This window comes from Aeromonas sp. R5-3 (genome assembly GCF_040908225.1).
GTDB lineage: Bacteria > Pseudomonadota > Gammaproteobacteria > Enterobacterales > Aeromonadaceae > Aeromonas > Aeromonas dhakensis.
On the sequence record NZ_JBFODH010000017.1, the window covers coordinates 33,867 to 59,671 of the forward strand.

A 25,805-nucleotide genomic window follows, 5' to 3' on the forward strand; every position below is an offset into this window, starting at 1 on the left:
ACCGACCTGATGGTCGGTTTTTTGTTTTGGGGAAGAATTATCAGCTCATGTTGAAGAGGGTGGGTGAGAACCCTCGCTGGGTTCGAGCAGAGCAGCTTGCTGCGATGAACGGCCGCAGGCCGCCCCGAAGGGGTGAGCCATGCAGTGGCGAATCATCCCTCACGGCCAAATAAAACAAAAGGCCCCGTCGCAAGACGGGGCCTTTTGTTTTATCCGGTGACGGGCAGCCGGCCCCCGATGTTTCCTATTGTCAACGCACGGCTCAGTTGCCATCACATCCGTGCGGGTCATCAGGTTGAAATAAGTTCTGATTTGCGCAATGTATTGCGGGATTTTTAGTTTCTTATTCTGCATGTGCAATCTTGTCTGGATGAATATGTTGAATGCGCAACTTGTTGCGTTATAGCGATGATGACTTGATTGATAATTGATTCAACCTATTGTTTTAAAACAATAAAATTAATTGGCATGGTCACTGCTAACGGATTCGGTCGAGTGTCATTACCGTTCAACCAATCAGGAGCAATTCCATGCCAACTCCATGTTATATCAGCATCGAAGGTAAAACTCAGGGCAACATCACCGCCGGTGCTTTCACCTCCGATTCCGTCGGCAACATCTTCGTGCAGGGCCACGAAGACGAGATGCTGGTACAAGAGTTCCAGCACGTCGTGACCGTACCGACCGATCCGCAATCCGGTCAGCCTGCTGGCCAGCGTGTCCACAAGCCGTTCAAGTTCACCGTTGCGCTGAACAAGGCCGTGCCGCTGATGTACAACGCGCTGGCTTCCGGCGAGATGCTGCCGAAAGTGACCCTGAAGTGGTACCGCACCTCCGTCGAGGGCAAGCAGGAGCACTTCTTCTCTACCGTGCTGACCGACGCCACCATCGTCGACATCGACTGCCAGATGCCACACTGCCAGGATCCGGCGAAGTCTGACTTCACCCAGCTGATCCAGGTCTCCATGGCCTATCGCAAGATCGATTGGGAGCACACCGTTGCCGGCACCTCCGGTGCGGACGACTGGCGCGCGCCGATCGAAGCGTAATTCTCAGTCAAAGGGCACTGCTTGCGGTGCCCTTTTGCCGTTTCTGGCATTTCCCGCTCCGTTTCAATACACGCGTTTTTTCTTTTGCCCGTTTGCCTGAGGTGAGGGGGCACAAGAAAAAATCCGAGTTTACGTCTTGCCGCACGCCGTCAAGGGCGTGCGGTAGCCATGGTGTCAGAAAAACCGGGGCGAAGGCGGATCTCTCACACGGCTTGAAGTGCCCCGCCTGATGGGGCTGCACGATATCTCAGGGGCGAGCAACGATGGCAGACAGCACAGGATTACAATTTACCGTCAAGGTGGGGGCCCTGCCCGAGAGCACCTTCGTGGTGGCCGAGTTTGCGCTGGATGAAGCGCTCAACCGGCCGTTCAACCTGCGCCTGGAGCTGGCGAGTGCCCAGCCCGACATCGACTTTGGCGCCGTGCTGGACCAGCCGTGCGAGCTGCTGGTGTGGTACAACGGTGAGCTGCAGCGCCGGGTATGCGGGGTGGTGAGTGACTTTGCGCAGGGGGATAGCGGCTTTCGCCGCACCCGCTACCAGCTGCTGGTGCAGCCGGCGCTGTGGCGGCTGTCACTTCGCCAAAACTCCCGCATCTTTCAGGCGCAAAAGCCCGATGAAATCCTCAGTATTCTTTTGCAAGAGCACGGCATCACCGACTACGCCTTTGCGCTTAAAAACGAGCACGCCAAGCGGGAATATTGTGTTCAGTATCGGGAAACCGACCTCGACTTCGTGAATCGCCTCGCCGCCGAAGAGGGGATGTTCTACTTCCACGAGTTTGAAGCGGGCAAGCACCGAATCGTGTTTGCCGATGATGCAGCCGCGCTGACTGCCGGCCCCGAGCTCTTCTTCAATCTCGGCAACCGCTCGCTGGAGCAGGGCCCCTATGTGCGCCAGTTCCACTACCGCGAGGCGGTGCGCCCCTCGGATGTGGAGCTTAAGGACTACAGCTTCAAGACCCCGGCCTATGGTCTCTCCCATAAAAAGCAGGGCGCAGAACTCGAGCACCAGCGCGATACCTACCAGCACTTCGACTATCCGGGTCGCTACAAAGAGGACCCGAGCGGCAAGGCGTTTGCCCAGCACCGCTTGGATGCGCTGCGCAACGATGCAGTGGCGGGCCAGGCTAAGTCCAACTGCGCGGCCTTGCAGCCGGGGCAGAGCTTCTCACTCACCGAACACCCCAATGGCAGCCTCAACACCGACTGGCAAATCGTGCGTATCCAGCACACCGGTTTGCAGCCACAGGCGCTGGAAGAGGAGGGTGGCAGCGGCCCGACCGTTTACCACAACGAATTTGGTGTGGTGAAGGCCAGCACCACCTGGCGGGCCCGCATCGGCAGCCCGCAAGCGCCCCACAAGCCGATGGTGGATGGCCCGCAGATTGCCATGGTGGTGGGGCCGGAGGGGGAGGAGATTTACTGCGACGAGCACGGCCGGGTCAAGCTGCAGTTCCCGTGGGACAGATATGGTAGCTCCAATGACCAGAGCTCCTGCTGGGTGCGAGTCTCCCAGGGCTGGGCCGGTGGTCAGTATGGCATGATGGCCATCCCGCGCATCGGCCACGAGGTTATCGTGAGTTTCCTGGAAGGGGACCCGGACCAGCCCATCGTGACCGGTCGCACTTATCACGCCACCAACCGGCCGCCGTATGAGTTACCGGCCAACAAGACCCGCACCGTGCTGCGCACCGAGACCCACCAGGGTGAGGGTTTCAACGAACTGCGCTTTGAGGACCTGGCGGGGCAGGAAGAGATTTACATCCACGGCCAGAAAGACCTGAATGTGCTTATCGAGAACGACGCGGCCTGGCATATCAAACACGACGAGCATCGTGACATCGACAATGAGCGGGTGACCCGCATCAAGGCCAACGACCACCTGACGGTGGAGGGCGAGAAGCGCGACCAGATAAAAGCCGACTACTCGCTGACCGTGGATACCTCCATGCACCAAAAACTGGGTGACAGCTGGCTCACCCAGGCGGGGCAAGAGGTGCACGTCAAGGCCGGTGCCAAGGTGGTGCTGGAAGCGGGTTCTGAAATTACCGTCAAGGTCGGCGGCTGCTTTATCAAGGTCGATGGCGGTGGTGTCACCCTGGTGGGGCCCACCATCAAGATGAACTCGGGTGGCAGCCCGGGTTCGGGTTCGGGATGGGGCGGCAAGTCACCAGTTGATCCTCTGGGTGTCAGTGTTCCCCCCAAACCCAAGGTACCGCTCACTCCTGCGCAACTGGCCACCATGAAGAGTGCCGCCCCTTTCTGTGAAGAGTGTGGAAAATGCAAGGAGGGTGGCTGTGAAATTTGAGATCACGCCGCTGGAAGAGTGGATACAGAGACAATCAGCCCCTCTTTATGCTGTGCTGGCCGGAGCCAGCGATGCGGCTCCCTTGCAACATTACTACCAGCTCGATGGCCGCGAAACGCCACGCGGGCTCTATCTCGGCACCCCTTATGAAGACTGGCATCCCGTCATGCCCTATCTGGTGACCCTCGACAAGGAGAGCCCCTTTATCGAGTGGGCGCAAAGCACCGAGGCGAGCGACTGGGGTTGGATAGTGGCAAGCGAGCAGCCTGTCGATACCCTCTATGCCCATCTGCAGGGGCTGACCCAGGTCTGGCACCAGGGGGATGCAGTGTTCTTCCGTTACTGGGATGGTCTTTATCTGAGGCGCATCCTGGACCAGCTGGGAGAGGGCTTCACCGCCCTGCTGCCTGGGTTGAGCGGGCTCTGGGTCAGAGGGGGCGGCTTCGAATGGGCTGTGTCAGAGGCTACAGCACCACGCGCATTCCCCTGGTGGGAGTTACCCCCCGTCATTGCTGCGACCTTGGCGAGACAGGATCCCGCCCCTCTTATCAACAACCTGATGCAGCAGTTGGCGGATCAAAACGGTCAGCTCTACTGGTCATTTCCCGAGGTGAACCTGCGCTGCAAGGTTGCTCGCTTTGTCTCCCGTCATTCATCCCCTGATATCGATCTATTTCCGGCGCTGGAAGCGGCGCTGATCAATGAGGTTCAAGCATGAGCAATGCCGGCCAGGCCGTCTTCAACGAAGTGATCGCCGATTATCGCAACGTTCTGAATGCCTATCGCAAGGATGCCGAGAGTTTCTTTCTGGGCGACATGCTCAGCATGGACATGGAGCAGACAATCAAGGTGGGCGACAAGACCATCACGGCATCGTCCAGCAGCAAGAAGGCGCAGTCCGTGGTGACGCAATGCCCGCTGAGCGGCACTTTGCGTCTGGTTCATCTGTTTGAATCCGTACGTTTTATTCCCATCGGCAATACCCCGTACAAGGTGGAAGCGGGGAAACTGGTGCGCGGACGATTTGTCAGCGAGGCGGTAGCCAAGGAGGGAACCCTGGATGGCAAGGGCATTGCCGAGGTCGGTAAGCTGACCCCGGGCAAGTCCTATCGGGTTACCTTCTACCCCAATGTGAAGAAGAGCGATCTGGATACCTTGTTCACCTCTTATGTGCCCGTTCAAAAAGACCTGGAGGCATGGCTTACCAAGGAGTGGAACAGTGAGCACAAGGCTGCGTGGGCTCGTTACAGGGGTACTGGTGGTGGGTTTGGCAGCCATGCTCTGGCGGCAGCAAGCGGTATCGGCAAGGCACTGGTCGGGGTGTGGGACGATCTTAAAACCATCTACAACCTGCTGGCCGATCCGGTAGGCAACGCCAAAAAGCTGGCCGCCTTCGGAGTGGACGCAGCGGCCATGGCCAAGGCTGGGGCCTCCCAGATGGAAGCTGCCATGCTGGTACTGCAAGATGAAGCGCTGCTTTATCTTTATGCCTATGCCTTGGTGTGCTGGGTCAAGATGTTGCCCCCTGATCAGCAAACCGAGTTTGGTGCTCAGGTGATTTCGTCGGTGCTGATTGATGTGATCATCGGTGTGGTGCTGACCGGCGGTGCTGGTTTGGCTGCACGCTATGGTGCCAAGGCTGCCACCATGGCCAAGAACAGTGACCGGGTCATGCGACTGGTCACCTCCTTGGTCAATCTCTCCAAAAAGCACAATTTGGCCCAGCACGCCCAGAAGGCGAAGAAGGTGCTGGTCGCGGGGGCTGCACCGTTGAGCCCGGCCAAAAAAGCGGATCTCAAGCTGGTCGATGGCAATGCCAAAACGTTGGTGGAAAAAGGAACTGCGGCCAAACGCCGGTTCCAGGGGCACACCGAGATCAAGCAGGTGAACAAGACTCCGGATGCCTCCAAACAGGCAGTTACCCCGGCCAACCGGCCCCATCAACCGGAGGCCAGCACCTGCAAGAACAACTGCCCGGTCTCCATGGTGACGGGGGAAGAGTTGCTGGCACTGCAAGATGGCGAACTGCCGGGCCTGCTTCCCTTTGTCTTCGGGCGCCTCTATCGCACCTCCGCCGTCGCGCAATCCTGCGGCATGGGGCTTGGCTGGACGCATGCTCTTGCGCATCGTCTTGAACGTCACGGCGATACCCTGACCTGGTGGGATGAGGAGTCCTTGGCAACTGAGCTGCCGTTGCCATCGATAGCCCGACCCATGGTGACCAACCTGCTGTCGGAGGCGGCGGTCTACCTCGGTGACGAGGCTGATGAAGTGATCCTGGCCAAGGCCGGTTCGCCGTTCCTGCATTTTACCTGGCATGGTGATCGCGGGCGGCTAACCGGTTTTTCCGATCCCTACGGCAATCGGCTGACGGTGCGTTCTGACCGTCAAGGGCGCCCCGCCTGGGTTGAAAATGAAGGGGGGCTGGCCCTTCGTCTCGCCTATGAGGGCGACCACATCATGGCGCTCGATTTGCAGCGCTTTGATGGCATAGCCTGGCAGCACCAGGCCACGCTGCAACGCTACCACTACGATGACCATGGTCATCTGGTGGCGGCCGAGAATGGGGCCGGGGAGTGCGAGCGTTATCGCTATCGCGATGATGGGGTCATTGTGGAGCGCCGCCTGGCTGGCGGTGCCGGTTTCTTCTGGGAATGGGAAGGGGAAGGCAAGGCCGCCCGAGCCATCCGTCACTGGAGCGATGTGGCGGGTTTTGATGTCACCTATGGCTGGGATGATGACAAGGGGGAGGTGACGGTACTCAATGCCGATGGCAGTCAGGAGGTGTATCAGCACGACAGCCAGGCACGCCTTGTCCGCCAGCAGGATCCGGATGGTGCGATAACCGAGTTTGCCTACAACGACAAGGGCCAGAAAGTACTGGCCCGCGACCCGCTGGGGGCCGAGACCCATTATCACTATGACGAAGAGGGGATGTTGGCCCTCGAAGTGGCTCCCGACGGCAGCCAGACTGCCTATCACTACTGGGATGGCCGGGTTCGCAAGGTAGTGCAGGGGGAGCGCGAATGGCGCTTTGAGCACAATCCGCAAGGGGATCTGATTGCCAGGCGGGATCCCCTGGGGAACGAAACCCGTTATGGCTATACCCCCCAGGGCAAGCTGTGCTCTGTGGTTCACCCGGACAGCACCCGCACCGAACTGGTGTGGAACCGCCTTGGCCAGTTGATCGAAGAAAAAGGGGTCGATGGCGGGATAAGCCGCTGGCGCTATGACGAGCGGGGCCGCCAGATCGTGCGGCAAGACCCGCGTGGCGCAATCACACGCTATGAATGGGACGCGACAGATCGCCTCAGTGCCGTCCATCTGCCCGGGGGCGGCGTTCGCCGCTATGAGTACAACGCCTATGGCAAGGTCACGGCGCAGTGGGACGAGCTGGGTCGCGAGACTCGTTTTGAATATCACCCCGGCCTGCATCTGGTGAGTCGGCGCATCAACCCAGATGGCAGCGAGCTCAAATACCGCTACGACAACGCCAAGCTCCTTCTCAGCGAGATCGAGAACGAACATGGTGAACAGCATCGTATCCATTACCATCCCAACGGGCTGGTTGCACGGGAAACCGGCTTCGATGGCCGCACCACCGCCTACCGTTATGATCTCAACGGACGCCTGAGCGAAAAGGTGGAGTTCGGCAAGCAGGAGACCGAACTGGTCACCCGCTATGAGCGCGACCTCATGGGGCGCCTGCTGAAAAAATCCCTGCCTGATGGTCGCGAGATCGCCTTCGAGTATGACGGCCATGGCCAGCTCATCCGGGTCGACGACGGTGCATGGCCCCTGGCATTTGACTACGATGGTGCCGGTCATCTGGTGGCCGAGCATCAGGGGTGGGCCTCAAGCTATTTCCGATACGATGCCATGGGACGGCTGTCACACTGGCAACTGCCCGATGGCAACCGGCTTGGCTATCACCATCAGCACGGCGCGCTTGGCGGCATTGATCTCAACGGCGCCGAGCTCACGCGTCATCAGGTGGTGGGTGGGCTTGAGCTGCGCAGGCAGCAAGGGGCACTGACCCAGCAGTACGAATATGACGAGCAGGGACGCCTCTCGGCACTGCGTCTGCAGCGGGGCAAGCAGGTCGCCCGCGAGCGGCGCTATGGCTATGACAGAACGGGCAACCTGCTGCGCATCGATGACAGCGTGCAGGGGGAGCAGCACTACCGCTACGATCCGCTGGACCGCTTGCTGGAGGTGCGGGGCGAGCTGACCGAGCGCTTCTTGCATGATCCGGCCGGCAACCTCCTGGGTGAGAGTTCGGGTGGCCAGTTCGATGGGGCCCGCACCCAGGGGAACCGGCTGCTGTTCAGTGGCGATCGCCACTTCGAGTACGACGAATTTGGCCGATTGGCGCGGGAGCGGCGCGGCAAGGGTCAGCAACTGGTGACCCGCTATCACTACGACTGCCAGCACCAGCTGGTGAGGGCCGAACTGCCCGATGGCAACACCGCCTGTTATGACTACGATGCCTTTGGTCGCCGCATTCGCAAGACGGTAAGGGGTGCAAAAGGCGAGCAGGTTACCGAATTCCTGTGGCAGGCCAACAACCTGATTGCCGAGAGCTGCTATCTGCTCGGTGACGACATGCATCGTACTGACGAGCAGTACCGCAGCTTTATTTATGAACCCGGCAGTTTCAAACCCCTGGCACAGCTGGAAGGGGAAGGGCAAGAGGCGGAGGTATTTCACTACCAGCTTGACCACCTGGGCACTCCCTTGGCACTGACCCGCGTCAGCGGAGTCACCGCCTGGCAGGTGCGCTATCGAGCCTATGGCAATGTCTGGCGCGAAGAGATCGCCGAGGTGGCAACACCTTTGCGTTTCCAGGGGCAGTATTTTGACGCCGAGACGGGGCTTCACTATAACCGCCACCGCTACTATCAGCCCGGTACGGGTAGATTTATCACCCCCGACCCGATAGGCTTGGCCGGCGGGCTCAACAACTACCAGTATGCTCCTAACCCGACTGGCTGGGTGGATCCACTGGGGTTAAGTAATGTGCCGGGACAGTGTCCCGATGCGTCGCCTTCAAGGCGTGAGAGCTTTCGTGCTGCAAAAGAAGCTGCAGGTATCCCACGTTCAGCGCAATATAAAACACATAAATATGTTTATGATAAAGAATATGAGAATCGAACTGTCTATGAGTTTGATGTTCATGGAAGCAAAAAATACATCGTGCTTCATGATGATGACAAGTTTGGTCGAGGCCCTCATTTTCATGGTGCTGATGATAGTAAAGGTTCTCCCATGCTTCCCGGCAAGTACAAGCAGTATCCAGGGCATTTTCCTGAAATAAAAATTGGCTTCAGAAAAGGGAAAATAAAAAAATGAATTCTAGGCTCAAGCTCTATATGAAGCAGAAAAGTACCTCGATATTTTTTGAGGGGATTAACTGTAAATATCGCTTTATTGAGCAATCTCCTACATCAGAGTTTTATAAGAAGGTTTTTTCTCGAGCTAATGTTATCAATGAGTATCATGATTCTGATGCCGCAATAACTGCCTTAATTCGCCACTTTATCCATATTTCTAAAGGGGAGGGGAGCGCATGGTTGCTTATGTTTAATTTTAAAGATGTAAATGTAGATGTTGAGGTTGAGCTAAGTTCTGATGGGGGCATTTTAGAGAGAATTATAAAGCAGTCTGTAACATCAAATGGATTTCTTGATGACTTTGTTATGATAAATAAAGATGGGAGCGTTATTTTTATTTCTAAAGATGAATACAGTTATTCTGTTGGTGAAGACCAGTCATCTTCTTATATGAGTGTTTATTCATCACTTATATGTTGAAAAATTCCACGCTGGAGTTCTTTCTTTTATGAGGGTTCGGTTTTATATAATAGCATAAGGAAGATATGAGGGTGCATTGCCAAAATACAAAAATTGACTTTAAACCTTCAATATCTGACTTCATCGGTAATTTAGATATCTATGATCGTGAAGAGACGCTAGGCGTCTATCTTGATAGGTTTGATCCAAACAATAGGGGTGACGTTTGTAACTTATTGAAAGAAATGTTTTTTCATGGTCCTAGTACTAGTGGGTTATCAATTTCACATAAAGAGTTTCTTGTGGAGTTGCTGATAAACGCACTGAGAGATCCTGGTTTTGATTTTTGCAAACCTTTTGAGACTGATGATGGGAATGGCGATACATTTACACTTCCATTTAGTTGGGAAATAAAAAAACCAAGGATGTTTTTTGAAGAGGCATATCGTATTGCCCTGCGTGAGTGGCATGACGTTAGTATAAATATGCCTTCACTTCATGAGTTAAATATACCTTTAATTTAATAACTTTCGTTGGTCGTTGGTCGTTGGTCGTTGGTCTTATTACAAGGTAGTGACAGAAATATGTTTTTAAAGTTGATGTCAGTGGTTGGCATTATTTTGTTTTCTTGGAACATCTCCGGGTGCTCGGTAAATCTGTCAACTCAGAATGAGCAGCAGTTGTTGCAAGCCGCCCAGCAAGGCCAGGGCAAGGCACAATATGAGCTGGCCAACCGTCTGGCGGCCAAACCGGATTATCCCGAGGCGATGCGCTGGATGAAGCAGGCCGCCGATCAAGTCGGTCCGCTGGCGGCGGATGTCGATATTCGGGGCAAGGCCGCATTACAGGTGGGAAGTTGGTATCAGGCGGGGTTGGGAGAACCTAAAAATCCTGTACTGGCCAAGCAGTGGTGGCAGCGCTCCGCCAAGTTGGGCAATGCGGAGGCCAGCTATCAACTGGGTCAGGACTGCCGGCAACGGCACAAGGGCAAGCTGGCCAGTGAGTGCCTCGACTGGTTCGAGCAGGCAGCCAAGCGGGATCATGCGAATGCTCAGTTGGCTCTGGGGCAGTGGTATGCAGGTCAGGCGGGGGCTGATGAAGATGCCGTCAAGTGGCTGGAGAAAGCCGCCGAACAAGGTAATCGGGATGCCCAATTCCAGCTTGGCACTCGCTATGAACAAGGGAAAGGGGTGGGCAAGCGCCCCGATCTTGCCCAGCGCTGGTATGAGAAAGCAGCCGCTCAGCAACAGCCGGATGCCTTGTTGGTGCTGGCGCGCAAGGCGCCATCTGAAGAGGCATTCGGCCTCTATCAGCGAGCTGCCAATGCGGGGGCTGTATCGGCACAGTTGTGGTTGGGACAAGCCTATCTGGTCGGTGATCTGATTGCTCAGGATCTTGCGCTTGGTCGCTATTGGCTGGAGCTGGCCGCGGGCAGTGGTTCCCACGAGGCCGAATATCAACTGAGCCTGCAACAGAGCGATAGCGCCGCGCGAAAACATTGGTTGACGCGTGCCGCAGAAGGGGGATTCAGTCAGGCTCAATTTGCATTAGCTCAATGGCAGCAAGAGCAAGGTGACCTGGTGACCGCTCGCCACTATTTTGCTTTGGCAGCAGCACAGGGCAACGTCGATGCTCACTATGCCTATGGCGAGATGCTACGGCTGGGATTGGGCGGCAAGGAAGACTACCCGCAGGCGCTTAAAGAGTATCGACTGGCCGCCAATGCCCAGCACCGATCTGCTCAATACCGCATGGGTATGATGCGAGAGCAGGGGTTGGGAGCTCCACGCAATAGACTGCATGCCTATGCATGGTATCTGCTTGCTGCCACGGATGGAAACAGTGAAGCTTCTGAAGCACGTGACGAGCTTGAAAAAGGTATGACTGAAAAAGAGAAGAGTGCAGGGCAAAAACTGGCTCAGCATTGGTTTGTAGCGCTTGCCAAAGGAAAGAAATTGAACAGTTAGTCTGTTTCTTGTCAACAACGATGAGTTTACAATCTACCTGAACGGTCGATGATCCAGAGTGCTTGATATAAGCCGCCTTATCCTGGTGATATCGTCGTGCATATTATGTTCTCCAGTCCCTTCATTGTTTTGCATGATGAAGGGATTTTTCATTCTTGAACGGTAATTTTTTGTTACATATCCATGTCTGGTTGCGACCATCTTTGTCGCATTGGATCGTGGTGAAATGTATGAATCACTAACGCTCAAAGTGAATGACTCTGGAATATGTTTTTCTGAGTGCGTGGAGGATATGGGGTGTATTTTAAAATATGACGTAAAGGCATTGTGATTCTGCATTAAGTTGTTGTTTTTAATTTGTTTTTTTCTTTTTGCTCTTCTTCGTTGATAAATAATCAATTGACTATCTGTGCTACACGCATATACCATGCGGCGCAAATGGCTCTAGGGCCAATATGACCTCTAACAAAGAGTAGAGGCAAAATCGGATTGTATAGATAACAAGATGCATACTGCGTTTTTGATTATTAGAGCTTTTGCTTTTGTATATCGGAAACGCATCGTCAGCTGATGAACTACTCACTTAATCCGTCAGTGAGTTCAGTCAACTGTCATTTTTGACAGTTGTTGGTATGTGCATTGGCTATAAGCTTTAGGGTCTTTGTTGACCTTTAACTTGGTATTTAGAGCATGGGAAAAGGAATTGACGGCGGCACTGTTGCGCCCAAAGAACGTATCAATATCAAATATGTACCGGCAACCGGTGGTCAGCAGGCGGAAATAGAGCTTCCGTTGACCATGATGGTGGTCGGCAATATGAAGGGTCGTACCGAAGACACTCCGATCGAGGAGCGTCAGACCGTCTCCATCGACAAGAATAACTTCTCGTCTGTCATGAAAGAATCCGCGCTGGAACTGAAGTTTTCCGTTCCCAATCGTCTGGAAGAGAATAGCCAAGATGAGCTGCCGGTTTCGATCAAGATCCAGTCTCTGGAAGACTTCACCCCTGACAGCGTGGCACAGCAAGTGCCCGAGCTGCGCAAGCTGTTGGAACTGCGCGAGGCCTTGGTTGCCCTGAAGGGACCGCTGGGTAATATCCCTGCCTTCCGCAATCGTTTGCAGGATCTGCTGTCCAGTGATGATGCTCGTGAGCAACTGCTCAAGGAGCTGGATTTGATTAAGCCCGCCGAGTGATCGCCGGGTTGGATTGACTGAACGAGAAAGGAACAAACATGTCTTTGGTCGAAGAACAGGTTCAAGCGGGGGCGAGTGCAGCCTCCTCGTCCTTGCTGGACGAAATCATGGCGCAGGCTCGTATCACCCCGGTGGACGAGGGTTACAGTGTCGCCAAGCAGGGAGTAGCTGCCCTGATTGCCAACATCCTGGACAGCGGTACTACCAGTGAGCCGGTTAACAAGGCGCTGGTCGACAGCATGATTGTCGAGCTCGACAAGAAGCTGAGCAAGCAGATGGACGTCATCCTGCATGCCAAGGAGCTGCAGGAGATGGAGTCCTCCTGGCGCTCCCTCAAGCTTTTGGTGGATCGCACCGATTTTCGCGAGAACATCAAAATCCAGGTGCTGCATGCCACCAAGGAAGAGCTGCTGGAAGATTTTGAGTTCTCACCCGAAATCACCCAGTCCGGTCTCTACAAGCATGTCTACTCGACTGGCTACGGTCAGTTCGGTGGTCAGCCCGTCGGCGCCGTGATCGGTGACTACGCTTTTACCCACAGCTCCCCCGACATCAAGCTGATGCAGTATGTCAGCGCGGTGGGTGCCATGGCCCATGCGCCGTTCATCTCTTCCGTCGCACCAGCTTTCTTCGGTGTCGACAGCTTTACCGATCTGCCTTCCATCAAGGATCTGAAATCGGTTTTCGAAGGCCCGGCCTACACCAAGTGGCGTTCCCTGCGTGAATCGGAAGATGCCCGTTATCTGGGGCTGACCGCACCGCGCTTCCTGGCGCGTCTGCCCTACGACCCGACCGAGAACCCCATCAAGGGCTTCAACTATCAGGAAGATATCAGCTCGGATCACGACCACTATCTGTGGGGCAACACCGCCTATCTGATGGGCACCTCCCTGACCGACAGTTTCGCCAAGTATCGCTGGTGCCCGAACATCATAGGCCCGCAGAGTGGTGGTGCCATCCACGATCTGCCGGTACACGTCTATGAAGCCATGGGCCAGCTGCAGGCGAAGATCCCGACCGAGGTGCTCATCACCGATCGTCGTGAATACGAGCTGTCGGAAGAGGGCTTCATCACCCTGACCATGCGTAAAGACAGCGATAACGCCGCCTTCTTCTCCGCCAACTCGGTGCAAAAACCCAAGGTGTTCCCGAACACCAAGGAAGGGAAAGAAGCGGAAACCAACTACAAGCTGGGAACCCAGCTGCCCTACATGTTCATCATCAACCGCCTGGCGCACTACATCAAAGTGCTGCAGCGCGAGCAGATCGGCTCCTGGAAGGAGCGTCAGGATCTGGAACGCGAGCTGAATGGCTGGATCAAGCAGTACGTTGCCGATCAGGAGAACCCGCCGGCAGACGTACGTAGCCGCCGTCCGCTGCGCGCCGCCCAGATCAAGGTGCTGGATGTGGAAGGGGAGCCGGGCTGGTACCAGGTTGCCATGGCCGTGCGCCCGCACTTCAAGTACATGGGGGCGAGCTTCGAGCTCTCTCTGGTAGGTCGACTGGACAAGGAATAAGGCCCGATGCCGCATCTCTCTTCATGGGATAGAGGAAATGCGGCCAGCCTGTTTGATCGCATCCGGGGGGAGGGGCTTGGCTCCTCCCCTCGTTCGGAAGTTGATGAACTGGTCGACTCTGTCAAACGGCAGCTCGACCAGATCCTCAACACCCGTCCCGGCAATTGCCGCAGTGCACCCGATCTGGGGGTCATTGATCTCAATGACGCCACTCAGGGCAGTGCGGATATCAAAGGACGGATCCGGGAAGCGATCCGGCAATGCATCCGCCGTTATGAACCGCGGATCATCCATGTGGATGTTCGTTCACCGGACTATCAGGCGAGCCCGCTTGAGATGTCGTTTCAGGTGACGGCCCACGTGCGGCTGGAGCATATCGAGCAAGTTACCTCGTTCAACGTCCATATGGACAGTCACCGTCACTACCGCATGGTCTGATCAATGTCGCTGGAACATTACTTCAGGGATGAACTGGCATTTTTGCGCCTGCAAGGGCGTGAATTTGCCGATGCCTATCCCGAACTCACCCGCTTTCTGTCGGAGCAGAACACCGATCCGGACGTGGAGCGCCTGCTGGAGGGATTCGCCTTCCTCACGGGCAACCTGCGCGCCAAGATTGAGGATGAGTTTCCCGAGCTGACCCACGGTCTGCTCAACATGCTCTGGCCAAACTACCTGCGTCCCGTGCCCAGCATGACCATCATGCAGTTTTCGGTCATTCCGGGGGCCATCGCCCAGCCGGCGCTGGTCAGGCAAGGCTGCCAACTCGACAGCCTGCCCCTGGACGAGGTGACCTGTCATTTCCAGACCTGTCACGATACCTGGGTCTATCCGGCCGATATCCGTCATATTGCCGCCCAGAGCGGCAACGATCTCTCCACCATCTCGCTGGATATCGCCCTGCATGCTCCTCTGCCGCTCTGCGAGCTGCAGCTGGACAAGCTGCGCTTCTTCCTCGGTGGCGACAGCTACACCGCCTATGAGCTCTACTTCTGGCTCTCCAACCAGCTTTCCCATATCGAGCTCGAGATCGACGGCAAGCGCTTTCGTCAGGAGGCCAAGGCCCTCAAACCGGTCGGCTTCGAGCGCGGTGATGCGCTCTTGCCCTATCCGAACAACGTCTATTCCGGCTACCGGATCCTGCAGGAGTATTTCTGCTTCCCGGAAAGCTTCCTCTTCTTCGAACTCGCCGGTGGCGACTGGCCCAAACAGCCGTTGCCGGTGAGCGAATTCAAGGTGCACTTCTGCTTCGACCGGCCGCTGCCGGCGGAGCTCAAGATCCGACCCGACTCCTTCATGCTCAACTGCGTGCCGGCCATCAACCTGTTCCAGCACGACAGCGAGCCGGTCAACCTCAATGGCCGCCAGGCGGAGTACCCCCTCAAGGCGAGTTATCGCCATGCCGACAGCTTCGAGATCTTCTCGGTGGATCAGGTGGAGGGCTGGGTCGAGGGGAACCTCGGCCGCTCCCGCGGCACGCCGCGCATCTATCAGCCGTTCGAGAGCTTCCAGCACCAGATAGAGCGGGCCAAGCAGCGGCTGGCGCTCTACTACCGGGTGCGGGTCAAGGAGGCAGTGAGCGGGGATGGTTTCGAGCACAGTCTCTCGTTCGTGCGCGGGGATGAAACCACCACGGTCGAACTGGATGAATCCATCTCGGTGACGCTCACCTGCACCAACCGCTCCCGCGCCGCCCGCCTCAAGGTGGGCAGCGTCTGCGTGCCGACCGGCAGCTCACCCTCGTTTGCCACCTTCCGCAACCTGATCCGGCCGACCCGGCCGCTGCGCCCGGCGCTGGACGGCAGTCTGCACTGGACGCTGATCTCCAACCTGTCGCTCAACTATGTATCCCTGCTGCGCCGCGATGCCCTGGTGCAGGTGCTGCGCACCTACGATTTTCCGGCGCTGCACGACAAGCAGGCAGAGCAGGCCTCGCGCAAGCGGCTGGCGGGGATCGAGGAGATCGAAACCAAACCGGTGGACCGGCTGGTGCGCGGCATGCCGGTGCGGGGGCTCAAGTCGGTGCTTTCCATCCGCCAGTCCGCCTTTGGCAGCGAAGGGGAGCTCTATTTGTTCAGCACCGTGCTGGCCCACTTCTTCTCGCTGTATGCCAGCGTCAACGCTTTCCACCTGCTTGAGGTGGTCAATCTCGACAACAAGGAGCGCTATCAGTGGCCAGTCCAGATCGGTCAGCACTCCCTGATGTGACGTCCGGCAAGGACGCGCCCCGCTTCAATTTCTTCCAGCTGGTTGAACTGCTCAACCGGCTGGATGGTGCCGATCAGGAGCGAGGGCTCGACTACCTGCCCGGTGACGAGAACATTCGCTTCAAGGCGACCGCCTCCCTGGGGTTCCCTACCAGCGACGTGCTGCAGATTGGCCGGGACGGACAGGGCCGCCACGAGCTGGAGGTGGCCTTTCTCGGCCTGCACGGCAGCCAGTCGCCGATGCCCGGCTATTACCTCGACTCGCTGGCGTGGGAGTACGCCCAGGGGGAGCAGAAGCTCGGCCTGTTCCTGGATTTCTTCCATCACCGCCTGCTGACCCTGCTGCACCGGATCTGGCGCAAGTATCGCTACCACGTGCGGTTTCAGGACAACGGCGAGGATGGTTTCTCCCGCCTGATGTTCGCCCTGGTAGGGCTTGGCAACGAGGCGGTCTGCCAGAGCCTGCCGGTCAACCGGGCCAAGATGCTCTCCTATGCGGGCATGCTGGCCAGCCCCAGCCGCTCCCCCGAGGTGGTGGCCGGTCTGGTGGCCCACTGTTTCGATCTGGCGGACGTGGAGGTGAGCGCTTGGCAGTGGCGCAAGGTGCCTATTCATCAGGATCAGCAAAACCGCCTCGGCGGTGCCTGCGCCACCCTGGGGGATGACTTTGTCATCGGCGACAAGGTGAACGACTGTGCCGGCAAGTTCTTGTTGAAGATCAACAACCTGAGTTTTGGCCAGTTTCTCGGGTTTCTGCCGAACGGGGAGCACTTCCACGCCCTGGTGACCTTCGTCTCCTTCATCCTGCGCGATCAGCTGGCCTGGGATCTGCGGCTGGGTTTCGGCCAGGAGCAGGCGAAGGGACTGAGACTCGGTGAAGAGCAGAGTGCCCGTCTGGGGTGGAGTACCTTTCTCGGCCAGCCGCCGAGCGATCCGTTCGTGACCATTTGTGTGCAGGAATAAGTGCAGAAATTAGCTGCGCAGAACATTTAAGTACAGAGATCAGTGCAGGAGTAACCGTGGACGATTTTAACCAGCAACTTTCCCTGGTGGTGCTCAACAGCGAACAGCTCGACGGCAGCCAGCAGGTGCAGTACCGCTTCGACGAGATGGGGGGGACCCTGGGCGCCTCCGAGCAGGATGACTGGCAGCTGCGGGACAGGTTAGGTGCCGTGCTGCCCGCCCACGCCCGCATCGAGCTCAACGATGGCCGCTTCTGCCTGTGCGATCTGAGCGGCCAGACCTATATCAATGGCGCCACGTCACCCATCGGGCGGGCCCGCAAGGTGCATCTGGAGCAGGGGGACGAGCTCATCGTCGGCCCGTTCCGGTTGCGTACCTACCTGGGGGCCATCACCCCCGAGCAGAGCCTGCAGCAGGTGCTCGGTAATCGTGCCACCGAGCAGCTCGATGAGTGGCTGACCGGTGATGAGCCTGCAGCCCGAACCGATGATCCGCGTACCCTGGCGGCCGATCCCCTGCTGGCACTGCAACAGGAGCGCCGGACCCCCAATTCGTTGATGGATGGCTTGCCAACAGCTGGCGTGCCGACGGATGGCCCGCTGGCGGATAGTCGCCTGCAGGCTTCACCGCGTTCACAGCCGGATGTGGACGTTTCCCCCCTTGCCCCCTTTTCTGCTGTCGAGAACACCATGAACCAAGAATTTCTGGATATGCCCAGCATCGAGAACCACCCCGATTATCAGCTGTCGCTGGACGGCGTCGATCACGTGGCCCTGACCCCGCTGATGCGCGGCCTGGGTCAGCCCTTGCAACTGCAGGACACCCAGCAGGCCCACGACATGCTCGAAGAGATGGGCAAGACGGTGCGGGCCATGGTGGAGGGGTTGCTGCAGTTGCAAACCGAACAGGCGGCGCTGGCGGACAAGCACCTGCGCCCCATCGAGGACAACCCGCTGCGCCTGGGCCTTGACTATGACGAGACCCTGGCGGTGCTGTTTGCCGAGCAGAAGAGCCCGGTCCACCTGAGTGCGCCGGCGGCGGTGGCCGAGAGCCTGCACAATGTGCGCATCCACCACGTGGCAAACCAGCAGGCCATCGGTGCGGCGCTGGACAGCATTCTGCAAGCCTTCTCGCCCGAGGCGCTGATCGGCCGGTTCGAACAATACCGCCGCAGCGGCGCGCCGGGCATGACCGATGAAGGCTGGGCCTGGAACATGTACCAGCATTACTACCGTGAGCTCACCTCCGCCCGCCAGCAGGGGTTCGACAAGCTGTTCCACCAGGTGTATGCCCAGGCCTATGACCAGGCCGTTCGTCAGCAACAGGGACTGATTTGATGATACGTGCGCTGATGCTGGGGGTGGCTCTGCTGGCCCTGGCTGGCTGTACCACCATGGGCAAGATGGCCGACGTCGCCATGAACCCGGATATCCAGGTGGGCAGCAATGACAGTCAACCCTCCACCCTAGGGCTGAGCCTGCTGGCGGAGCCTGACGTCAACCCCAACGAGAGCGGGGAGGCGGCGCCCATCGAGTTTCAGGTGGTGCTGCTGGCCGAGGATTCCAAGCTGCTTGCCACCGACTACGACCAGGTGACGGCAGATGTAGAGAAGGCCCTTGGCAAGAACTACCTCGACCATCAGGACTACACCCTGCTGCCGGGCCAGTTCAAATACCTGCCCCCCGTCAAGCTCGACGAGAAGACCCGTTACATCGGCGTGATCGCACGCTACGCCGACCCGGACAGTGCCGAGTGGCGCAAGGTCATCAAGATCAAGAGCAAGGGGGCGGCTTATCAAATCCTGGTGCACCTGCGCCTGGATGAAGTGGAACTGCAAAAAGAAGAAGAATAACCATGTCGAGTCGAAATCGGGTTATCTGGCGTGAGGGGCTGTTCATCAAGCCCCAGCACTTCCAGCAACAACAAAGACATTCGGATTACGCGCTGCACGCACGCTTGAGCGCACTGTCCGATTATTTCTATGGCTTGCAGTCGCTCGCCATCAACGAGGATTACCTGGGTTTTGGTCGCATCGCCTTGGTGGGGGCTACCGGCATCCTGCCGGACGGGACCGTGTTCAATATCCCCAACGACGACATGCTGCCGACCCCGCTGGAGATCACCGATGCCTCGGTGGCCAACCAGAAGGTCTATCTGGCGCTGCCGCTCTCGGTAAGCGGCGTCAACGAGGTGGGACAGGGCGGTCAGGTGGCTACCCGGCTGCAGGCCCATCGCCACGACGTGCGCGACCTGCACAGCGAAGGGGGGGACGTGGTCTCCCTCGAAGTGGGGCGGGTCAGCCTGCGGCTGATGCTGGAGCGGGAAGATCGCAGCGCCTACGCCTCCTTGGCCATTGCCCGCATTCTGGACAAGCGTCCGGACGGCGGTCTGGTGCTGGATCCCAACTTCATGCCCTGCAGCATCAGCGTCTCCGCCATCCCGACCCTCAAGCGCTTCCTCGGCGAGTCGGCCGGCCTCGTGGCCGAACGGGCCCGCAGCCTCTCCCAGCGCATCGCGGCGCCCGGTCAGCAAGGGGTGGCCGACGTGGCCGAGTTCATGATGTTGCAGCTGCTGAACAGGGCTCAGCCCCAGCTCTCCCATCTGGCGCGCCTTGGCACCCTGCACCCGGAGCGGCTGCATGAGTCGCTGGTGCAGCTCTGCGGCGAGCTGATGACCTTTACCGACGAATCCCGCCTGCCGCCCGAATTCCCGGCCTATCGTCATGACGATCAGCAGGTGAGCTTCGAACCGGTGATGCTGGCTCTGCGTCAGGCGCTCAGTACCGTGCTGTCGCCGCGCGCCGTCTCCATCCAGCTGCGCAAGCACCAGTACGGCATCATGGTGGCCATGGTGAACGAGAGCGAGCTGATGAAAAGCGCCGACTTCGTGCTGGCGGTGCGCGCCCGCATGCCGCAGGAGCAGCTGCGCAAACAGCTGCTGCAGCAGACCAAGGTGGCCTCCAGCGACAAGATCCGCGAGCTCATCAGCCTGCAACTGCCCGGCATCCCGCTGCTGCCACTGCCGGTGGCGCCGCGCCAGCTGCCCTATCACGCCGGTTACAGCTACTTCCAGCTCGACCGGCAGAGCCCGGCCTGGCAGATGCTGGCGGTCAGCAACACCCTTGCCTTCCACATCGCCGGCGACTTCCCCGAGCTCGACATGCAGCTCTGGGCCATTCGCAGCCAGTGATCGCACCAAGGAATAAGCAGAGATGACCACGGACATTATCAAGAACGAGCAACTCAGCGACCTGCTGTTCGATCACGCCGAGCAGCTGGACATGGATTCGGACTACTGGTTCCGCCTGCGCGGCCAGAGCATCAACCCGATGATCGACGCGGTGACCCCCTTGCTGGGGCTGGTGCAGCGGGTGCGCCTGCTGTCGCGCTATGACCAGGTGCCCGAGCTCTACCAGCGGGTGGTGACCGAGATCCAGGCCATCGAACAGGAGCTGATGGCCCAGGGGTACGAGAACGGGGTGGTGCTGTCGTTTCGCTACATCCTCTGCACCTTCATCGACGAGGCTGTGATGGGGCGCGACTGGGGCAGCCAGAGCGAATGGTCCCAGCACTCCCTGCTGGCCCGCTTCCACAACGAGACCTGGGGCGGCGAGAAGGTGTTCGTGCTGCTGGCCCGTCTGCAGGAAGACCCGGTGCGCTACCGCGACATCCTGGAGTTCATCTACCTGTGCCTCTGCCTCGGTTTCGAGGGGCGCTACAAGGTGATGAGCCAGGGGCGGGAAGAGTTCGAACGCATCGTGCGCCAGCTGCACAAGCAGTTGGCCCCCGAAGCCGGTGGCGAGGCGCCCAGCGTGTTTCACCTCGATCTGGGCCAGCAGGCCTCCCGCTATCAGCTGCGCAAGCAGGTTTCCCTGCGCAGCCTGTTCATGGGCGGGGCGTTGATCCTGGCGCTGATCTTCGGCCTCTATCACCACCAACTCAATAACCAGACCCAGGACGTTCTGCGTCAACTGGGCGAATTATTAAAATAAAATACTAAGGAGAGCACGCCTTGATTCGTATAGAGCTACCGGTACTGGTGGAAAGACTCAACCCCATCTGCCGTCACATGCTGGAGGAGGCCGCGGCCCTCTGTGTCAATCACCAGGGGGCCGAGATCCGCATCGAGCACCTGCTGCTCAAGATGCTGGAAACCCCGCTGAGCGACGTGCGCCAGATCCTGAAGGTGGCCGAGGTCGACGTTGAAGAGCTGAAGACCCTGCTGCAACCCTCGCCAACTGATAACGGTTATGGCCAGGGTTACCCCTCCTTTTCGCCCATGCTGGTGGAGTGGCTGCAAGACAGCTGGCTGCTCGCCTCCGCCGAGCTGCAACACGCCCAGCTGCGCAGCGGCGTCATGCTGCTGGTGCTGCTGATGACCCCGCAGCGCTATTTGCCGGGCTCGGTGACCCGCCTGCTTGCCAAGGTCAATCGCGAGCTGCTGCGCCAGCAGTTTGACGAGTGGGTCAAGGAGTCTGCCGAGACGCAAGTGACCACCGCCCCGGGCGGCAAGACGGCCCAGGCCGCTCTGCCGGCCGATGCCAGCCTGCTGGCCCGCTTTACCGTCAATGTGACCGAACAGGCCCGCGAGGGCAGCCTGGACCCCGTGCTCTGCCGGGATCACGAAATCGACCTGATGATCGACATCCTCTCCCGTCGTCGCAAGAACAACCCCATAGTCGTGGGGGAGGCCGGTGTCGGCAAGAGCGCCCTCATCGAGGGGCTGGCCCTGCGCATGGTGGCGGGTCAGGTGCCCGAGAAGCTGCGCGGGGTCGAGCTGATGACGCTGGATCTCGGCGCCATGCAGGCCGGCGCCTCGGTCAAGGGGGAGTTCGAGAAACGCTTCAAGGGGGTGATGCAGGAGGTCAAGGACGCCGTGCAGCCGGTAATCCTCTTCATCGACGAGGCGCACACCCTGATCGGGGCCGGCAACCAGGCCGGCGGGCTGGATGTTTCCAACCTCATCAAGCCGGCGCTGGCTCGTGGCGAGCTGCGCACCATCGCCGCCACCACCTGGGGCGAATACAAGAAATACGTGGAAAAAGACGCGGCCCTGTCGCGCCGCTTCCAGCTGGTGAAAGTCGGTGAGCCCGATGCCGACGAGGCCACCGTGATCCTGCGCGGCCTGCGCAGCATCTACGAGAAGGCCCATGGGGTGCTGATCGACGAGGAGGCGCTGCAGGCCGCCGCCCAGCTCTCCGCCCGCTACATCTCCGGCCGTCAGCTGCCGGACAAGGCGATCGACGTGCTCGACACCGCCTGTGCCCGGGTGGCCATCAACCTCACCACGCCGCCGCGCGCGGTCAGCCACCTGCAAAATGCGCTGCGCCAGCGCGAGCTGGAGATCCGCCAGCTGGAGCGCCAGAGCCTGATAGGTCTCGGTGACAACGCAGAACGCCTGGCCGAGTTACAGGCGGCCCAGCAGGTTTGCCGTGAAGAACTGGCCGAGCAGGAGGCCCGCTGGCAGCAGCAGCAGGGGCTGGTGCACCAGATTGTCGAGCTGCGTGCGGCGCTGCTGGCCGATCAGCAGGATGAGATGCTGGCCAGAGAGGCGCTGGATCTCGCTGATGCGCCCCTCGATCCACAAGCCGCTGCCGAGCAGCTGGCCACCCTCGAGCGCGAGCTGGCCGAGTTGCAGCAAGGAGAAGTGCTGGTCTCCGCCCACGTCGACAAGACCCAGATTGCCGCCGTCATCGCCGAGTGGACCGGAGTGCCCCTCAATCGCATCTCGCAAGGGGAGCTGGACGTGGTGACCCGATTGCCGGAGTACCTCGGCGAGCTTATCAAGGGGCAGGATGTGGCGGTGGCCCACCTGCACAAGCATCTGCTGACCGCTCGCGCCGACCTGCGTCGTCCCGGCCGCCCGCTGGGGGCCTTCCTGCTGGTGGGACCGAGCGGGGTCGGCAAGACCGAAACCGTGCTGCAGATTGCCGAGCTGATGTTCGGTGGTCGCCAGTATCTGACCACCATCAACATGTCCGAGTATCAGGAGAAGCACACCGTCTCCCGTCTCATCGGTTCGCCGCCCGGCTACGTCGGTTTCGGTGAGGGGGGCGTGCTGACCGAGGCGATTCGGCAGAAGCCTTACTCCGTGGTGCTGCTGGACGAGGTAGAGAAGGCCCACCCGGACGTGCTCAACCTCTTCTATCAGGCGTTCGACAAGGGCGAGCTGGCGGACGGGGAAGGGCGCATCATCGACTGCAAGAACGTGGTCTTCTTCCTCACTTCCAACCTCGGTTTCCAGACCATAGTCGATCATGCCGAGCAGCCAGACATGCTGCTGGATGCCCTCTATCCGGAGCTCGCCGCCTTCTTCAAGCCAGCGCTGCTGGCGCGCATGGAGGTGATCCCCTATCTGCCGCTCGGTCACGATACCCTGGTGCAGATCGTCGGCGGCAAGCTCAACCGGCTGGTCAAGCTGCTCAAGGAGCGTTTCGGCGCCGAGGTGGTGCTGGACGATGAGGTGGCCGAGGAGATCCTGCTGCGGGCCAATCGCAGCGAGAACGGCGCCCGCATGCTCGAATCCGTCATCGATGGGGCCCTGCTGCCGCCGGTCTCCCTGCAACTGCTGCAGCGCCTCTCGGCCGGTGAACCCATCAAGCGCGTCCACTTTTCTGTGGCCGATCACCAGTTTGTGGCCGAGGTGGGGGCTTGAGTATGGAGCAAGCCCTCGCATTTGCCCTGGCCCTCACCGCCCAGCGCGATGAGCCGCATCTGTGCCACTGGTGGAGCTCGACCCTTAATGCCAGCTTCCAGCCCAAGGGGCTGCTGCTCGGCATGCTGGATGTGAGCGGCCGTCAGCTGGAGTGCCAAGGCTGGGTAAGGGGGAAGGACGTGGCGCTGGGGCTGGCGGTGGACGATTTTTCCCACCCCCTTGCCTATGTGCTGCACAAGGCCCAGTCCCGCACCTGGGACTCCCTCTACGGCGGCGCCCGCATCGAGCACGCCGGTTTTCGCGCACTGCTGGCCGACCTTGGCCAGCAGTGCGGCTTGCACGCCTATCCGCTGCTGGATGGCAACGGCAAGCCGTTTGCCGTGCTGGCCCTGATGGATGAGGGGGAGGTGCTGCGGGCCTGGGCCGACGGCCCCGAGCTGGCCCAGCTCTCCCAGGTCTTTTGCAACCAGCTCACCCTCATTCGCGATCTCGGTCGCAGTCGGCGGGATCAGGGGGTACTGCGTGACTCCCTGCGTCAGATGAAGGGAGAGGGGGAGCGGCTGCGCCAGCACGAGAAGCTGCTCGGCGATCAGCTGGTCGGCCAGTCGGCGGTGATCCGCGGGCTGCGCGAGCAGATAAACCAGGCTGGCCAGCACAAGCTGACCGTGCTGATCCAGGGTGAGACTGGCAGCGGCAAGGAGGTGGTGGCACGGCTGGTGCATCAGTGCTCCGATCGCGCCAACAAGCCCTTTGTCGCCATCAACTGCGCCGCCATCCCGGAGAACCTCATCGAGAGCGAGCTGTTCGGTTACCAGAAGGGGGCCTTCTCTGGCGCCCTTGCCAACAAGACCGGGCTGGTGGCCCAGGCCAACGGCGGTACCCTGTTTCTGGACGAGGTGGGCGACATGCCCGCCGCCATGCAGGCCAAGCTGCTGCGGGTGCTGGAAACCCGCAGTTACCGGCCGCTCGGGGCCGAGCAGGAGTATCACTCCGATTTTCGCCTCATCGCCGCCACCCACCAGCCGCTCACCCGTCATGTGGAGGAGGGGCAGTTTCGGGCCGACCTCTACCACCGCCTCTGCCAGTGTCTGCTGCTGATCGCCCCCCTGCGCGAGCATATCGAGGATGTGCCGCTCTTGTGCCAGCACTTCATGGCCCAGTTTGCCGCCCAGGATGGCAAGACGCTCGCCGGTTTGCAGCGCAAGTTCTTGAAACAGCTGCAGACCTATGACTTCCCCGGCAACGTGCGCGAGCTGCGCAACCTGCTGGAGGTGGCCTGTGCCCATACCCGCTCCGGGGAGGAGGTGGGGCTGGAGGCGCTGCCGCCAGAGCTGCGCGAACGGGTCTGTGTCGAGCTGCCCGGCTACATGGACGACTACAACCACATCCGCGATCTGCGCCGGGCCATGCAGCAGTACGAGGCCTCCGTCATCGAGGCGCGGCTGCGCCACTTCCACGGCAACCGGATGCTGGTGGCCGAGAGTCTCAACATTCCCAAGCGCACCCTGGATCACAAGTGCCAGAAACTGGAGGTGAACTGATGAGCGTCATCGCCCTATTGCCTCTGCTGCTGGCCACCAGTGCGGCCGAGGCACCGCTGGACATGGCGCGCTGGCAGGCCTGCCGGCAGGAGCCCTCGCCGCTGGTGCGGCTCGCCTGCTACGACGCCATCGGCAATGGCGCGGTCAGTACCACCGAAGGGGATTCTCCCAAATCGGCGGCCTGGCAGGCCATCTGGGCCCAGGAGCAGGCCCGCACGCCAGAGAGCGCCCCCTTCCTGTTGCAAAGCGATGAGGCGCGCGGCAGTGAAACCCTGACCCGCCCGGCGCTGCGCGGGGCGACGCTCTCCATCGGCTGTGTCGACAGCATCACCCATATCCGGCTGCGGCTGGATCAGCCCTGGAGCGGCGAGAAGGTGCAGGTCGAGCTGGATGGTCAGCCGAGTGCCGGCTCCCAGAGCTGGTTTATTCGGGATCAGGGTCTGTTGCTGGAATATGGCCGCGGTCTGCCCGCCATCGAGGAGCTCAAACGCTGGCTGGGCCATCGCGAGCTGCAGGTGCGGGCCGACAACGGTGCCCTCTTGCGGGTCGATTTGAGCGGCCTGAAAGAGGCGCTGGCACCGCTGCGTCAGCAGTGCCGCTGGTAGGGGGGAA

19 protein-coding genes and 1 other RNA gene are annotated in these 25,805 nt (G+C 59.5%); all 20 read left to right on the top strand.

Annotated features, from left to right (window positions below; genetic code table 11):
* Positions 1-43: 43 nt before the first annotated feature.
* The 20 genes from AB5Y95_RS07720 (at position 44) to vasI (ending at position 25,798) form a co-directional block, all read left to right on the top strand.
* A non-coding RNA gene (locus tag AB5Y95_RS07720) (RtT sRNA) lies at positions 44-172 on the top strand.
* A 358-nt stretch (positions 173-530) separates the two neighbouring features.
* Positions 531-1,049 (top strand): type VI secretion system effector Hcp1, encoded by a 519-nt coding sequence (gene hcp1 / locus AB5Y95_RS07725; protein WP_010634242.1) that lies wholly within the window; start codon positions 531-533, stop codon positions 1,047-1,049.
* Between the two features lie 263 nt (positions 1,050-1,312).
* A complete protein-coding gene (gene tssI / locus AB5Y95_RS07730; RefSeq protein ID WP_368160342.1) occupies positions 1,313-3,358 on the top strand; it encodes a type VI secretion system tip protein TssI/VgrG in 2,046 nt (681 codons plus the stop codon).
* Positions 3,348-4,076: a DUF4123 domain-containing protein gene (locus tag AB5Y95_RS07735; RefSeq protein ID WP_368160345.1), complete on the top strand. Its 729-nt coding sequence runs from the start codon at positions 3,348-3,350 to the stop codon at positions 4,074-4,076. Before tssI ends, AB5Y95_RS07735 begins: the two co-directional genes overlap by 11 nt.
* Complete coding sequence (locus AB5Y95_RS07740) at positions 4,073-8,710, top strand: RHS repeat-associated core domain-containing protein (RefSeq protein WP_368160348.1); 4,638 nt, start codon at positions 4,073-4,075, stop codon at positions 8,708-8,710. Before AB5Y95_RS07735 ends, AB5Y95_RS07740 begins: the two co-directional genes overlap by 4 nt.
* Positions 8,707-9,171, top strand: coding sequence for a hypothetical protein (locus AB5Y95_RS07745; protein WP_368160351.1), 465 nt, complete (start codon positions 8,707-8,709; stop codon positions 9,169-9,171). The genes AB5Y95_RS07740 and AB5Y95_RS07745 overlap by 4 nt, the downstream gene beginning before the upstream one ends.
* 71 nt (positions 9,172-9,242) lie before the next feature.
* Positions 9,243-9,674 (top strand): hypothetical protein, encoded by a 432-nt coding sequence (locus AB5Y95_RS07750; RefSeq protein ID WP_368160353.1) that lies wholly within the window; start codon positions 9,243-9,245, stop codon positions 9,672-9,674.
* Positions 9,675-9,734: 60 nt separating this feature from the next.
* On the top strand, positions 9,735-11,117 hold the full coding sequence (locus AB5Y95_RS07755) for a tetratricopeptide repeat protein (RefSeq protein WP_005299974.1): 1,383 nt from the start codon (positions 9,735-9,737) through the stop codon (positions 11,115-11,117).
* 690 nt (positions 11,118-11,807) lie between these two features.
* Positions 11,808-12,311, top strand: coding sequence for a type VI secretion system contractile sheath small subunit (tssB, locus tag AB5Y95_RS07760; RefSeq protein WP_005299975.1), 504 nt, complete (start codon positions 11,808-11,810; stop codon positions 12,309-12,311).
* Positions 12,312-12,349: 38 nt separating this feature from the next.
* Positions 12,350-13,828, top strand: coding sequence for a type VI secretion system contractile sheath large subunit (gene tssC, locus AB5Y95_RS07765; protein WP_005299978.1), 1,479 nt, complete (start codon positions 12,350-12,352; stop codon positions 13,826-13,828).
* Positions 13,829-13,834: 6 nt separating this feature from the next.
* Positions 13,835-14,266: a type VI secretion system baseplate subunit TssE gene (gene tssE / locus AB5Y95_RS07770; RefSeq protein WP_005299981.1), complete on the top strand. Its 432-nt coding sequence runs from the start codon at positions 13,835-13,837 to the stop codon at positions 14,264-14,266.
* 3 nt (positions 14,267-14,269) lie between these two features.
* Complete coding sequence (gene tssF, locus AB5Y95_RS07775; protein ID WP_017787287.1) at positions 14,270-16,036, top strand: type VI secretion system baseplate subunit TssF; 1,767 nt, start codon at positions 14,270-14,272, stop codon at positions 16,034-16,036.
* Complete coding sequence (gene tssG / locus AB5Y95_RS07780) at positions 16,000-16,998, top strand: type VI secretion system baseplate subunit TssG (protein WP_017785421.1); 999 nt, start codon at positions 16,000-16,002, stop codon at positions 16,996-16,998. The genes tssF and tssG overlap by 37 nt, the downstream gene beginning before the upstream one ends.
* A 56-nt stretch (positions 16,999-17,054) precedes the next feature.
* Positions 17,055-18,335, top strand: a complete 1,281-nt coding sequence (gene tagH, locus AB5Y95_RS07785) for a type VI secretion system-associated FHA domain protein TagH (protein WP_368160359.1) — start codon at positions 17,055-17,057, stop codon at positions 18,333-18,335.
* The gene (tssJ, locus tag AB5Y95_RS07790; RefSeq protein ID WP_213343555.1) at positions 18,335-18,850 is read left to right on the top strand and encodes a type VI secretion system lipoprotein TssJ; all 516 of its coding nucleotides are present in this window, start codon (positions 18,335-18,337) and stop codon (positions 18,848-18,850) included. Before tagH ends, tssJ begins: the two co-directional genes overlap by 1 nt.
* A gap of 2 nt (positions 18,851-18,852) precedes the next feature.
* Positions 18,853-20,187: a type VI secretion system baseplate subunit TssK gene (gene tssK, locus AB5Y95_RS07795; RefSeq protein WP_017764290.1), complete on the top strand. Its 1,335-nt coding sequence runs from the start codon at positions 18,853-18,855 to the stop codon at positions 20,185-20,187.
* 22 nt (positions 20,188-20,209) lie between these two features.
* The gene (gene icmH / locus AB5Y95_RS07800; protein ID WP_017764291.1) at positions 20,210-20,989 is read left to right on the top strand and encodes a type IVB secretion system protein IcmH/DotU; all 780 of its coding nucleotides are present in this window, start codon (positions 20,210-20,212) and stop codon (positions 20,987-20,989) included.
* Between the two features lie 20 nt (positions 20,990-21,009).
* On the top strand, positions 21,010-23,652 hold the full coding sequence (gene tssH / locus AB5Y95_RS07805) for a type VI secretion system ATPase TssH (RefSeq protein WP_368160364.1): 2,643 nt from the start codon (positions 21,010-21,012) through the stop codon (positions 23,650-23,652).
* 2 nt (positions 23,653-23,654) lie between these two features.
* Positions 23,655-25,193 (top strand): sigma-54-dependent transcriptional regulator VasH, encoded by a 1,539-nt coding sequence (gene vasH / locus AB5Y95_RS07810; RefSeq protein ID WP_368160367.1) that lies wholly within the window; start codon positions 23,655-23,657, stop codon positions 25,191-25,193.
* A complete protein-coding gene (vasI, locus tag AB5Y95_RS07815) occupies positions 25,193-25,798 on the top strand; it encodes a type VI secretion system-associated protein VasI (RefSeq protein ID WP_368160369.1) in 606 nt (201 codons plus the stop codon). The genes vasH and vasI overlap by 1 nt, the downstream gene beginning before the upstream one ends.
* Positions 25,799-25,805: the final 7 nt, after the last annotated feature.

Bases quoted from the DNA above. Each gene is read 5' to 3' on its own strand.
- hcp1 (WP_010634242.1), top strand. From the start codon at position 531: ATGCCAACTCCATGTTATATCAGCATCGAAGGTAAAACTCAGGGCAAC.
- tssI (WP_368160342.1), top strand. From the start codon at position 1,313: ATGGCAGACAGCACAGGATTACAATTTACCGTCAAGGTGGGGGCCCTG.
- AB5Y95_RS07740 (WP_368160348.1), top strand. From the start codon at position 4,073: ATGAGCAATGCCGGCCAGGCCGTCTTCAACGAAGTGATCGCCGATTAT.
- AB5Y95_RS07745 (WP_368160351.1), top strand. From the start codon at position 8,707: ATGAATTCTAGGCTCAAGCTCTATATGAAGCAGAAAAGTACCTCGATA.
- AB5Y95_RS07755 (WP_005299974.1), top strand. From the start codon at position 9,735: ATGTTTTTAAAGTTGATGTCAGTGGTTGGCATTATTTTGTTTTCTTGG.
- tssB (WP_005299975.1), top strand. From the start codon at position 11,808: ATGGGAAAAGGAATTGACGGCGGCACTGTTGCGCCCAAAGAACGTATC.
- tssC (WP_005299978.1), top strand. From the start codon at position 12,350: ATGTCTTTGGTCGAAGAACAGGTTCAAGCGGGGGCGAGTGCAGCCTCC.
- tssE (WP_005299981.1), top strand. From the start codon at position 13,835: ATGCCGCATCTCTCTTCATGGGATAGAGGAAATGCGGCCAGCCTGTTT.
- tssF (WP_017787287.1), top strand. From the start codon at position 14,270: ATGTCGCTGGAACATTACTTCAGGGATGAACTGGCATTTTTGCGCCTG.
- tssJ (WP_213343555.1), top strand. From the start codon at position 18,335: ATGATACGTGCGCTGATGCTGGGGGTGGCTCTGCTGGCCCTGGCTGGC.
- tssK (WP_017764290.1), top strand. From the start codon at position 18,853: ATGTCGAGTCGAAATCGGGTTATCTGGCGTGAGGGGCTGTTCATCAAG.
- icmH (WP_017764291.1), top strand. From the start codon at position 20,210: ATGACCACGGACATTATCAAGAACGAGCAACTCAGCGACCTGCTGTTC.
- vasH (WP_368160367.1), top strand. From the start codon at position 23,655: ATGGAGCAAGCCCTCGCATTTGCCCTGGCCCTCACCGCCCAGCGCGAT.
- vasI (WP_368160369.1), top strand. From the start codon at position 25,193: ATGAGCGTCATCGCCCTATTGCCTCTGCTGCTGGCCACCAGTGCGGCC.